The organism is Nonomuraea wenchangensis (assembly GCF_900111685.1).
Taxonomy (GTDB): Bacteria; Actinomycetota; Actinomycetes; order Streptosporangiales; family Streptosporangiaceae; genus Nonomuraea; species Nonomuraea wenchangensis.
The window spans coordinates 470,247-482,308 of record NZ_FOHX01000002.1 but is presented as its reverse complement, the minus strand read 5'-3'; the positions used below and the strand labels follow the sequence as shown (position 1 = coordinate 482,308).

Genomic DNA, 12,062 nt, shown 5'->3' with positions numbered 1-12,062 from the left:
CCCCCGGCGCGTCTAGCGCTTCCTTCTGTGACGGCCCGCCACGCGGCCCCGTACCGCAAGTGTGACCGGCACGACGCCGGACGTCACCAGGCCTAAGGCGAGCAGTGCGCCGGGGGCCGCCGCGGCGCGGTCGATCCGCGGGTCGTCGCTCGGTGTGGTGTCGCCGGTCGGGCTGGACGGGTCGGTCGGCGGCGTGGACGTGGGCGGCTGGGACGTGCTGGGCTGGTCCGAGGTGGGCCGCGTGGGCGGGCGGGTGGTGTTGGGCGCGCTGCTGCTCCGGGTCGGGGCGGCGGAGGTCTGCGGGCGCCGGGTGTTCTGCGGCACCTCGACCCTGCCGGTCGGCTCGTCCTCGTCGGTGTCCGTCGCGGTCGGGGACGGCTTGCGGGTCCTCGTCGGCGTCCTGATCGGGCTGCGCGTGGGCCGGGGCCGGGCGGTGGTCCTGGTCGGCGCGGCGGTCGGCCCGGTGGTGGGCGCTGTGGTGGGCGCTGTGGTGGGCGGCGCCTGGCTCCCCGTGGCGGTCGGCGTCGTCTCCGGCGTGGTCTCCTCGGGGGTGCTCTCCTCCGTGGGCTCCACGTCCTCCTCGACGGGCTCCTGCGTGGCGGGGACGACCGCGCTCGGGGTGACCGGGGTGGAGCCCGCGGAGAGCTTGGTCTCGTCGGACGACGACAGCGCGAACACGGCCGCGCCGATCACCACGGCGACGCCGACCGTCGCCACGGCGATCTTCGCCGGCACCTTGCGCAGCAGCCCGGCCGCGTCGGGGAAGCGGCTCTCGGTGAACGAGGTCTCGGTCTCGACCGGCTCGTCCAGCGAGGTCGGGAAGACCATGATCAGCATCCCGGCGAGCGCGGCCAGCCGGCGGCGACCGCGCTCCTCCCAGTCGGGGCCGTACGCGCCGGCCGCGACCGCCTCCAGCTCGGTCAGGAACGCCTCCGCCGACGGCGGACGCTCCGCGGGGTCCTTGGCCATGCCACGCTCGATCAGGCCCTGCAGCGCGGCCGGCACCTCGTCGGCCGGGACCGGCGCGCTCTGGTGCTGGGCGGCCAGCGCGACCAGGTTGGTGCCGCGGTACGGCCGGCCGCCGGTCAGGCACTCGAAGAAGACGACCGTGGCGGCGTACACGTCGGTGGCGGGGCCGGCGGGCGAGCCCGACCACTGCTCGGGCGCCATGTAAGGCGGCGTGCCCGCGGCTCCGGCGTCCTCGCCGGCCCGGACCGCGATGCCGAAGTCCACCAGCTTGCTGGTGCCGTCCTCCTGCACCATGACGTTCTCGGGCTTGTAGTCGCGGTGCACGACCCCGATGGCGTGCGCCGAGGCGAGGCCGCGGAGCGAGCCCTTCAGCACGGTCAGCGCCGCCTCGGGCCCGGTCGGGCCCTGGGAGCGGAGCATCTCCCGTAACGAGACGCCGTTGACCAGCTCCATGACGATCGCCGCGCCGTAGCCGGACTCGACGTAGTCGATGAGGCGGGCGTGGTACGCGCTCTGCAGCGTGCCGAGCAGCCGGGCCTCGTGCCGGAAGCGGGCGACGAACCCCATGTCGGAGCGCAGCTCGTCACTGAGGTACTTGATGGCCACCTCGGCGCCGTCGTGGTCGCGCGTGGCCAGCACGACCCGTCCGGCGGCTCCCGAGCCCAGCTCGCGAACCTCGGTATAGCCGGGGACCCCCCATTGGCCCTCGCCGTACATACGGTCTCCTCTGGAGTTGAATGGGCCCCCACCCGCATCAAACGGTCCGTAGCTTAACGGGACCTAACCGGATTCCCTGCCGATATGGCGATAAGTGTGACGGACGATCTCAGTCGATCTCCACCGGTGTGTCGGAAGTCTCAGGCGAAGCCTCAGGTCGCGGCGTCTTCGACGGCCCCTCCTCCCGGGGCTCCTCCTCCCGCGGCTCCTCCTCGCGGGGAGGACAGGCGGCGGTGGTCCCGCTCGCCGAGTCGCTGCCGTTGCCCGCCGCCGGATCGGTCGAGGCGGTCACCGTCCACCGCGTGCCGCAGGCCAGTTTGGCCGGGAAGGTGAAGGTCCGCACGTACGAGGTCCCGCCCGACAGCGTCGCCGTGTCGGAGCCGCCGCCGCCCTCGCCGCCGGTCGTGTACCTGACGATGAGGCGTACGGGCTGCGTGGTGGACGTCAGCACCCGGACCGTGGCCGTGAGGCCGTCGCCCGCGCTCGCCCGCAGCACGGTGACCTGGCGCACCTCGGGCGGGCAGGTCACGGTGGCCCGCGCGGTGGCCGTCCGGTCGCCCGCCGTCACCCGCACCGAGACCGTCGAGCCGCACGGGCGGGAGCGGAAGGCGTGGGTGAGCGCGCGGCTGTAGGAGGTGCGGCCGGAGAGGGTGAGGCTCCTGGTGGCGACCTGGTCGCCGTTCAGCGCGAAGCGGGCCGTGACGGGGATCTCGCCGGTGCCGCTCGCCGTCACCCTGATCGCCGCCCGCGCGGCGCGGCCGGGTGCGGCGGGCATGTCCAGTGACACGCGCAGGCCGGTCACCCGGGCCGGGCAGGGCGGCACGGACACGGACGCGGTCCGCGCGCCGCCGGGCGCGGCCGGGGTGGTGGTGACGGTCAGCGTGACCGTACGGCCGCAGGCGCCCTCCCCGGGGGTCCAGGTCAGCGTGCGCGTGTAGGAGGTCGAGCCGCGTAAGGCGAGACGCTGGGTCCGGCCGGGACCGCCGGGGACCGACCAGGCGGCGGTGGCGGTGACGGGCGCGGTGCCGCTGGCCCGGACGATGATCGTCGCGACGGCCACGCCGTCGGCGTCCAGGACCGGCTCGCCGACGTTCACGGCGAGCACGGACGTGACCGGCGAGGGAGTGGTCACGGTCGGCGTGGGCGTCGGAGTGGGCGTCGGGGTCGGGGTCGGCGTGGGGGTGGGGGTGGGCGTCGGTGTCGGGGTGGGGGTCTTGGAAGGGGTCCGCGTCGGCGGCCGGGTGGCCGGGCGGGAGGTGGCGGTCCGTGGCGGGTCCGAAGGCTCGTTCACAGGGACCACGGCCTTCGGCGTGGTGGCGGGGGTGTGCTCGGGAAGCCGCTGGGGCGTCGGCTCGGGCGAGTCCTCCGGGGTCGACGCCGAGGTCGGTTCAGGAGTGGACTCTGGCGTCGGCGTCGTGGGGGTGGCCGCGGCGGCCTCGGGCGTGATGACGGTCGGCGGCACGACCACCGCCGCCCCGATCGGCCCGGAGGGCGGCGGCTGCTCCCGGTTCGTGAGCAGGATCACCGATGCGACCGCCACCGCCGTGGCCAGCCCGCCGCCCATCGCCACCCGGGCCGCGTTGGCGCGCAGGCCGCGGAAGACCGTACGGGCGAACGACGTGGACACCTCCGGCGTGGCGGCCGGCGGCGTGGGCAGCAGCAGCGCGAGCAGGCCCACCAGCGCGGCCAGCCGCCGCCGCCCGCGCTCCTCCCAGTCCTCCCCGTACGCGGCCACGGCCGTGGCCTCCAGCTCGGCCACGAACGCCTCCGCGCCCGCCGGCCGCCGCGTCGGGTCCTTGGCCATGCCGCGCCGGACCAGCTCGCGCATCGGCGCGGGCACCTCGTGGAAGGGCACCGGGGCGTGCACGTGCTGGTAGCCGAGCACGCTGGGCTCGGTCGAGCGGTAGGGCCGGTGCCCGGTCAGGCACTCGAAGAAGACGGCGGTGGCGGCGTACACGTCGGTCGAGGGCGAGGCGGGCCGGCCCTCCCACAGCTCCGGCGCCATGTACGGCGGCGTGCCCTCGGGCAGCCCGGCCGAGCCCTGCCGCACCGCGATGCCGAAGTCGACGAGCTTGCTCACCCCGTCGTGCCGGACGAGCACGTTCTCGGGCTTGTAGTCGCGGTGCACGACGCCGCGCGCGTGCGCCGCGCCGAGGCCCAGCAGCGAGCCCTTGAGCACGGCCAGCGCCGCCTCGGGCTCGGTCGTGCCGTGCTCGCGCAGCAGCGCCCGCAGCGGCACGCCGTTGACCAGCTCCATGACGATGGCCGCGCCGCCGGCGTCCTGGACGTACTCCCACATGGTGGCGATGTGGGGGTGGCGCAGCGTGGTCAGCAGCCGCGCCTCCGACTGGAACCGCGCCACCGCCGCCGTGTCCTGGAACAGGTGCGGCGCGAGGTATTTGATGGCGACCTCGACCCCGGTCTCGTCGTGCACGGCCAGCACGACCCGGCCGCCGGCGCCGGCGCCTAGCTGCCTGATCTGGGTGTAACCGGGGGCGGTCCAGTCCATATGCCAACTCCCATCAGGATCCGGCCCACCTGATGAGACGTACGATCAAGAGCGCGGGTTTGCCAGGTGGCCCTGATTCATGGAACTACTCCCGATGGAGGATGTGAACGGGGGGATCGATACCTTCTGGGAGCATCGGATCCGGTTCGGGGGCGCCCCACGCCGTGACCAGCGGCAGCACGCCGGCCCACACCGGCAGCGCGTAGTCCTCCTCCTCTTCGGAGGGCCCGCCGCGGCGCGTCTTGACCGACGCCTCCTCCAGCGACAGGGCCAGCACGGCGGTGGCGGCGAGCTCCTTGCGGTTCGGCCGCCTGACGTAGTCCCACTGGCCGGGCGCCAGCCGTTCCGACAGGGCCCGCAGGCCCGCCATCTGCTCGTCGGGGTCGGTCACCAGCCGGGCCCGGCCGTAGACGATCGCCGAGCGGTAGTTGACCGAGTGGTGGAAGATCGAGCGGGCCAGTACGACGCCGTCCAGGTGCGTGACCGTCACGCAGACCTCGCCGCCGTCGGCCGCGCGCAGCGACCTGGCGCCCGTGGACCCGTGCAGGTAGAGGGTGTCGCCCAGGCGGCCGTAGCCGGTGGGCACGACCATCGGGCAGCCGTCCACGACGACGCCCAGGTGGCAGATCAGGCCGGAGTCGAGCACGTCGTACAGGTCGGCCCTGTCGGTGCTGCCGCGCTCCTTGGAGCGGCCGAGCGTGGTGCGAGGAGTGGCGGAGAGCATGATTCGACCGTACGCACGAAGTGGACCTAGTCTGGATGGCCACTATCGACCCGTTCGTAGGGACCACTTGCGTGCGTAGCTCCGTCGACCTGCCGGTTTCCCTCTCGCGGGAGGCCGCCGTGCCGCTCACCGCCCAGCTTGCCGGCTGGCTGCGCCGGGCCATGCTGGACGGCACGCTGCCGCCCGGCGAGCGGCTGCCGTCCAGCCGGGCGCTCGCCGCCCAGCTCAAGGTGAGCAGGACGGTCGTCACGGAGGCGTACCAGCAGCTCTACGCCGAGGGGTGGCTGGAGGGCCGGCACGGCTCCGGCACGTTCGTCGCGGACATGGAGACGGCCGGAATGGAGAGGGTGGTCACGCCGCCGCGCGAGACCCCCAGCGACCCCGGCCCGCCCGAGCCCGCCGCCGCCGCTTTCATCGACCTCACCGCGGGCCGGCCCTGGGTGCGTGACTACGACCGGGCCGCGTGGAAGCGCGCCTGGCGCAGGGCCGGCGAGCCGCCGCCCGTCGCCGAACCCGACCCGTACGGCCTGCCCCGGCTGCGCGAGCTGCTGGCCGACCACCTGCGCCGGGCGCGCGGCATGGCCGTCGGCCCGGAGAACATCCTGGTCACCAGGGGCACCGGGAACGGCCTCGACCTGTGCGCGCTCGCCCTGCTGGGCGCGGGCGCCCGCGCCGGGGTCGAGGACCCGGGCTACCACGTGGCGCGCACGGTGTTCGCGGCCCGCGGCGCCGAGATCGTGCCCTGCCCGGTGGACGCCGACGGCGTGATCGTCGACGGCCTTCCCCGTGACCTCCGCGTGCTCTACACGACCCCCGCCCACCAGTATCCGCTGGGCGGCCGGCTGCCGATCCCGCGCCGCGAGCGGCTGCTGTCGTGGGCGCGGAGCACCGGCGCGACCATCGTCGAGGACGACTACGACGCCGAGTTCCGTTACGACGTCGCCCCGCTGCCCGCGCTCTACGGCCTCGACCCGTCGCGGGTGGTGCTGCTCGGCACGCTGTCCAAGACCCTGTCGCCGGACGTCGGCGTCGGCTGGCTGGTCGGCACGCCGGAGCTGGTCGGGCGGATCGCCGGGCTGCGCCGCGCGGTCGCCGACCGCACCAGCGGCCCGGTCCAGGAGGCGGTGGCGACCCTGCTGGAGCGCGGCGACCTCGACCGGCACCTGCGCCGCATGCGCCTGGAGTACGCCCGCCGCAGGGCCGTCGTCGTCGAGCTGCTGGGGCCGGTCTGCCGGCTGCGCGGCGACACCGCCGGGCTGCACGTGCTCGCCGAGCTGCCCGCCGCCGTGGTGCCCGTCGTGGTCGAGCGGGCCAGGGAGCGGGGGGTCCTGCTGGACGCTACCGGCCGGCACCATCACGGCCGCGAGCGGCTGCACGGGCTGGTGATCGGCTACGGCTCGGCGTCGCTGGCCGACGTGCGCCGGGGCTGCCGGGTGCTCGCCGCGATCGTCAGGGAAGCGGTGGCGGCGGCGCCGTAGCGGGCTCCAGCGCGCGCAGGAGGGGCAGGGAGCGGTCGGCGTACATCGGGTCCACGGGAAGGACGTGGCGGGCCCACCAGCGTGCCTGGGCGGGGTCCGGTGACGGCTCGGCGAAGCCGGGGGCGTAGTCGTCGTAGGCGGGGGCGTACAGGTAGCCGGTGGACACGCCGTGGCGCTCCAGCTCGGCGATGGCCGCGTCCCGCTCGCGGACCAGCAGGGGGACGCGGAACAGCGGCTGGTCCAGGTGGTCGCGTACGGCGGGCGCGACGGCGGGCAGCCCGGCCAGCCGCGTCACTCCCGCGAGCCGCCTGCCGCGCTCGCCGGGCACCTTGGCGGTCCGCCGTCCCTGGTACCAGCGGGCCAGCCGGCCGCGGCGCGACCGGTAGGCGTGCAGGTCGGCGCGGACCCACGGGTCGAACGGCGGCAGCTCGGGGATCTCCTTGAGCGCCAGCTCCAGCGCGTCGGGGTTGAGCGGGATGCGGAAGCCCTCGCGCGGCTCCTCCAGGCCGATCGCGCGGGCGACGGCGAGCGCCGGGCGCACCAGGCCGAGGTCGAGCGCGACCTGGCGGGCCATCGAGGTGGACACCGACAGCAGGTCGGCGCGGAGCGAGCCGGGGGCCAGCAGCTCGTCGCGGGCACGTTCCAGCGCCCGCAGGTCGGCGGCGTGCTCGACGGCCAGCACGCCGCCCGAGCCCGCTCCCGGGTGCTTGGAGAGGCTGAAGACGCCCGCCTGGCCGAACGTGCCCAGTGGCCGCCCGTCGAGCTCGCTCTCCATGGCGTGGGCGACGTCCTCGATGACGATCTTGCCGGTGAAGGCGGTGACGCGGTCGGGGAGGCCGTAGAGGTTGGTCGTGAGGACGGCGTCCACGGTGCTGAGATCGACGCGGGCGGCGTCGATGTTGCCGTCGCGCGGGTCGAGCGGGGCGATCACCGGGCGCAGCCCGGCGGCGAGCACCAGGAACAGGATCTCGTCGGCCGAGATCGGCGACATCAGCAGCCGCTGCCCGGGTGTGCACCAGTGTCGTAGTGCCAGGTAGAGACCGAGCCGATTGGACGGTAACGACAGACAGTGACGGCCCGTGCGCTTTTCGATGTGTTTCACCGAGGGATAACGCTACGGAGTCGTCCGTACGTTTTCAATGCTTTGTCGGCGGTGCGGAAGAGAAGCGGGTGGGCCATCACCGTCGCGCGGGCCTTGCGCACCGGGACGCGCATCATCCAGTGCACGCCCGCCCCCGCGCTCGCCCTGGCGACGCGGCCCTCGGCGACCTCGAGCTCGCCGTTCTTCAGCTTCTCCTTGTATTCCTTCTGTCCGCGCCCCATGTCGATCACCTCGATCCCGGACGCGGCCGCCTGCTCGGCCATCGCGAGATGGTGGATGAGGCCGGGGGAGTACTTGGCGAAGTCGGTGTCGTAGGCGGGGAACCAGCCGGCCAGCGTGGTGCGGGTGCGCACGCCGAAGTGCCCGGCCACCGGCCGGTCGCCGACGTAGATCATGTCGAGCACGCCGGCGAAGGAGTCGGTCCGGGTGGCGAGCAGCCGCTCGACCAGCTCGACGATCCACTGGTGGGCGAACCGGTCGGTGCGGCCGGTGCGGCGGTACTGGTCGGTCTTCCAGCCGAGCAGCGTGCGCAGCGGCTCCAGGTCGGTGACGGCGTAGTCGTGGCGGAGCGGGCCGGCCTCGCGCTGGAGCTTGCGTGACTTGGCCAGCGTGCTCTTGTAGGTCTTGCCGGAGTTGTCCTTGAGGAAGCTCGTGTAGTGCTCGTAGCCCTCGCGCAGGTCGATGATCGGCGACGGGTGGCGCTCGGCGCGGTCGCCCATCAGCGGCTGCCCCGAGACCAGGTGGTCGAACTCGTAGACGCCCAGCCCGCAGTCCTTGATCAGCCGGCGCGCGTCGATCTCCAGGTCCTTGGCGCACACCAGTCCCTGCGCGTCGGTCAGCCCCGCGGCGACCGGCTTGCCGATGCCCAGCGGATGGCGTTCGAAGGGGAAGAAGCCCACGATGTCGGGGCCGTCGTGGAGGACGGCGACCCGGACCATCTCGCGCAGTTCCCCCACCGCGACCGTGAACTCGGGCGACAGGAAGGGGTTGTCGTAGGCGGGATCGGACTCCTGCAGAGCGCGCCAACGGCTCACTTCGGACGGTCCCAGCTCACGGGGGAGGGCGAGGGTGACGCGCATGTGCTCCTACAGACGGCCGCACTCTGTGTGTTGCGAGGGATCGGACCAGGTAAATGCCAGGGTAAGTGAACCTACCGAATGCTCATCGCCGCAGGTCCGGAACGTTACAAAACTCTCAGGTATCGTTCAGGACCGAGTGACGTTCTAATGTGGGTCCATGACCGTACCTGGCATCGAGTGGCCCCGGCTGGTCGAGTGGATGGGCCGGAACGTGCCCGACGCCGGCGAGCCCCTGTCCGTGTCCCTGATCTCGGGCGGCAGGTCGAACCTGACCTACCTCGTCGAGGCGCGCGAGCGCCGGCTGGTGCTGCGCCGCCCGCCGCTCGGCCACGTGCTGCCCACCGCCCACGACATGCGGCGCGAATGGCGGGTCATCTCCGCCCTCGCGCCGACGCCCGTACCGGTGCCCGAGCCCGTCGCCTTCTGCGGCGACGAGGACGTGATCGGCGCGCCGTTCTACCTCATGGGCCACGTGCCGGGCACGGCCATGCGCACCAGGGAGGAGCTGGGCGACCCGCCGCCCGAGCGCGTACGCCGGCTGTCGGAGCGCCTGGCCGAGGTGCTGGCCGCCATCCACGCCGTCGACTACCGCGAGGTGGGGCTCGGCGACTTCGGCCGGCCCGAGGGATACATGACCCGCCAGCTCGACCGCTGGTGCCAGCAGTGGGAGCGGTCGAAGACGGCCGACCTGCCGGAGTACGACCGGCTCGTCCGCCGGCTGCGCGACCGGCTGCCGGCGGAGGCCCCCGGCACGCTCGTCCACGGCGACTACCGGCTGGACAACACCCTCGTCCGCGCCGGCGACCTGGAGATCCTGGCCGTGGTCGACTGGGAGATGTCCACGCTCGGCGACCCGCTGGCCGACCTGGGGCTCACGCTGACGTACTGGCACAGCCGCGGCGACGACGAGCGGGCGGGCATCCCGGTGGCCGGCGACGCCACGCTCACGCCCGGATTCCTGGACGCGGCCGAGTTCGCCGAGCACTACGCGAAGGCGTCCGGCCGGGAGATCACCGACCTCGGCTTCTACGTCGCCTTCGGGAACTTCAAGCTCGCGGTCATCATCGAGGGTATTCATGCGCGCTTCCGCCAGGGTAAGACCGTAGGGGAGGGGTTCGACCGGATCGGCGCGGCGGTGCCGACGCTGATCGCGCGCGCGCACCGCACGCTTGACCAGGTCTGACCCGGCCGCCAGGCCCGACCCCCAGGGAGCGTCATGAGCACTGTTGCACTGATCACCGGCGCGGCGAGCGGCATCGGCGCCGCCACGGCCCGTCGCCTGTCGGCGTCCGGCGCCCGATGCGTCCTCGTCGACCTCGACGCCGAGGGCGTCGAGCGGCTGGCCAAGGAGGTCGAGGGCGCGTGGCTGGCGGCCGACGTCGGCGACCCGGAGGCGTCGCTGGAGGCCGTGGCCCTGGCCGAGCGCCGCTACGGGCGGCTGGACCTCGTGCACCTCAACGCCGGCGTCACCGGGCGGGTGGACCTCGCCGACTTCGACCTCGACCGCTACCGCCAGGTCATGGGCGTGAACGTGGACGGCGTGGTGTTCGGGGCGCGCGCCGCCGTGCCGCTGCTCGAACGCTCCGGCGGCGGCGCGATCGTGGTCACCGCGTCGCTGGCCGGGCTGGTCGGCTTCGCCGGCGACCCGATCTACACGATGACCAAGCACGCCGTGGTCGGCCTGGTGCGCGCGCTGGCCGAGCCGCTCGCGGCGCGCGGCATCCGGATCAGCGCGGTCTGCCCCGGCTTCACGGACACCCCGCTCGTGGCGGCGGCCAAGGAGATGTTCGCCAGCGCCGGGTTCCCGCTCCTCACGGCCGAGGACGTCGCCGCCGCCGTCGAGTCCGCCTTCTACACCGACACGCCCGGGACGCTCCTCGTCGTCCAGCCAGGACGGCAGCCGGTGCCCTACCGCTACGCAGGTGTGCCCGGCCCCGCGGGCGGCCAGCGGCCCCCGCAGGTCGAATAGCAGGTTTGCGCACGGCAAGCCGCATGCAAGCGGAGCTACTACTTTAATGAGGGCCGGGCCTGTCGCCCGGCCCTCGAACGTTCCGCCACCTTCCGTGAGGAGCCCTCCGTGATTCCGACCGACGGCCGGCACGCGCGCCGACGATCGCCCTGGCCCATCGCCGTGGGAGCGGGAATCCTCGCGGTGGTCCTGGTGGCGGGCATCATGGTCTACGCCTCGATGCGCTCGAAGTCCCGCGAGGGGTTCTCCGGCAGCGAGGTGGCCACGGCCCAGCCCGAGGCGCCCGCCCCCACGCTGGAGGCGCCGCCCCAGCTGGACGCCTGGCCGCGCTGGGGTGTCACCCACACCCAGTACAGCGCGGACAACGAGCCCGAGGAGGTCGTCGAGCAGGCGAGGGGCGTGCTCGGACGGGTGCCGATGCTGCAGAACCAGCACATCATGGGCTGGGGAGTGGGCAACCCGGAGCCGAGCCCCGGCCGGTTCAGCTTCCGCGACCTCGACCGGCGGCTGACGTTCATGTCCTCGGCGCGGGCGGTGCCGGTCATCACGCTGTGCTGCGCGCCCGACTGGATGAAGGGCGGGCAGGCCGGCCGCACGGACTGGAGCAAGAACCACACGGTCGCGCCCGAGCCCGAGCACTTCGACGACTTCGCCGCGCTGGCGGCGCGGGTGGCCAAGCAGTACCCGACGGTCAAGCACTACATGGTGTGGAACGAGTTCAAGGGCTTCTGGGACCCGACCACCAACAAGTGGGACGCCCGCGGCTACACCGAGATGTACAACAAGGTCTACGACGCGCTGAAGAAGGTCGACAAGGACATCCAGGTCGGCGGGCCTTACATGTCGATCGGCAACAGCACGAGCCCCGACACCCGCTCCGATCTGAGCGGGCCGTGGGGCACCGTGGACCAGCGGGCGCTCGACGCGATCAGCTACTGGCTGCAGCACAAGAAGGGCGCCGACTTCATCGTCGTGGACGGCGCCTCGATGGCGGACGAGAAGGGGAACGTTCCCGACGACTTCACCGCGCTCGGCAAGTTCGGCGCGATCACCGGCTGGCTGCGGCAGCAGAGCGGCGACCTGCCGGTGTGGTGGGCCGAATGGTACGTCGAGCCGGAGAACTCCGGCTGGAGCGAGGACAAGCGCACGGCGGTCCAGGCCGCGGCGCTCATGGAGTTCGCGCGCAGCGGCGTGACCACGGCCCTCTACTGGAACCCGCAGCAGAAGGACGAGGGCGAGTGCCCCGGCTGCCTGTGGTCCCCCAAGGTGGGCGGCGAGCTGCCGATGGCGGGGCTGCTGAGCGGCTTCACCCGATGGTTCCCCAACGGCACCCGCCTGACCGACGTCCAGTCCTCGGACCCCAGGGTGAAGGCGCTCGGCCAGGAACGCCAGGTCGTCATGGTCAACACCACGGGCGAGCAGCTGACCGCCACCGTGGACGGCCGGTCGGTCTCCTTCGCCCCGTACGAGATCAAGTGGGCCGGTCGGGGCGGCGCGTAGGCCCGTCGCTATCGT

The 12,062-nt window shown here is 73.4% G+C and carries 9 protein-coding genes; 4 read left to right on the top strand and 5 right to left on the bottom strand.

Annotated features, from left to right (window positions below; genetic code table 11):
• Positions 1-12: 12 nt before the first annotated feature.
• The 3 genes from BMW85_RS06290 to BMW85_RS06280 form a co-directional block, all read right to left on the bottom strand.
• Complete coding sequence (locus tag BMW85_RS06290) at positions 13-1,686, bottom strand: serine/threonine-protein kinase (RefSeq protein WP_091078037.1); 1,674 nt, start codon at positions 1,684-1,686, stop codon at positions 13-15.
• Between the two features lie 109 nt (positions 1,687-1,795).
• Positions 1,796-4,195, bottom strand: a complete 2,400-nt coding sequence (locus BMW85_RS06285) for a serine/threonine-protein kinase (protein ID WP_091078035.1) — start codon at positions 4,193-4,195, stop codon at positions 1,796-1,798.
• An 85-nt stretch (positions 4,196-4,280) separates the two neighbouring features.
• On the bottom strand, positions 4,281-4,919 hold the full coding sequence (locus tag BMW85_RS06280; RefSeq protein ID WP_091078032.1) for a pyridoxamine 5'-phosphate oxidase family protein: 639 nt from the start codon (positions 4,917-4,919) through the stop codon (positions 4,281-4,283).
• 71 nt (positions 4,920-4,990) lie between these two features.
• On the opposite strand from BMW85_RS06280, the gene pdxR reads away from it, so the two are divergent.
• The gene (gene pdxR / locus BMW85_RS06275; protein WP_091078029.1) at positions 4,991-6,397 is read left to right on the top strand and encodes a MocR-like pyridoxine biosynthesis transcription factor PdxR; all 1,407 of its coding nucleotides are present in this window, start codon (positions 4,991-4,993) and stop codon (positions 6,395-6,397) included.
• On the opposite strand, the gene BMW85_RS06270 is transcribed toward pdxR, so the two are convergent.
• Both BMW85_RS06270 and BMW85_RS06265 read right to left on the bottom strand, forming a co-directional pair.
• Positions 6,369-7,499 carry a DegT/DnrJ/EryC1/StrS family aminotransferase gene (locus BMW85_RS06270; protein WP_218155683.1) on the bottom strand — a complete coding sequence of 377 codons (1,131 nt, stop codon included), beginning with the start codon at positions 7,497-7,499 and terminating at the stop codon, positions 6,369-6,371. The genes pdxR and BMW85_RS06270 overlap by 29 nt on opposite strands.
• Positions 7,496-8,578, bottom strand: a complete 1,083-nt coding sequence (locus BMW85_RS06265; protein ID WP_177240517.1) for a GNAT family N-acetyltransferase — start codon at positions 8,576-8,578, stop codon at positions 7,496-7,498. The genes BMW85_RS06270 and BMW85_RS06265 overlap by 4 nt, the downstream gene beginning before the upstream one ends.
• A 157-nt stretch (positions 8,579-8,735) precedes the next feature.
• Between BMW85_RS06265 and BMW85_RS06260 the strand changes: the two genes are divergently transcribed.
• The 3 genes from BMW85_RS06260 to BMW85_RS06250 all read left to right on the top strand — a co-directional run bounded on the left by BMW85_RS06260 (position 8,736) and on the right by BMW85_RS06250 (position 12,047).
• Positions 8,736-9,761 carry a phosphotransferase family protein gene (locus tag BMW85_RS06260; protein WP_091078027.1) on the top strand — a complete coding sequence of 342 codons (1,026 nt, stop codon included), beginning with the start codon at positions 8,736-8,738 and terminating at the stop codon, positions 9,759-9,761.
• A 33-nt stretch (positions 9,762-9,794) separates the two neighbouring features.
• On the top strand, positions 9,795-10,547 hold the full coding sequence (locus tag BMW85_RS06255; protein ID WP_091078025.1) for an SDR family oxidoreductase: 753 nt from the start codon (positions 9,795-9,797) through the stop codon (positions 10,545-10,547).
• Positions 10,548-10,655: 108 nt separating this feature from the next.
• The gene (locus BMW85_RS06250; RefSeq protein ID WP_245774655.1) at positions 10,656-12,047 is read left to right on the top strand and encodes a GH39 family glycosyl hydrolase; all 1,392 of its coding nucleotides are present in this window, start codon (positions 10,656-10,658) and stop codon (positions 12,045-12,047) included.
• Positions 12,048-12,062: the final 15 nt, after the last annotated feature.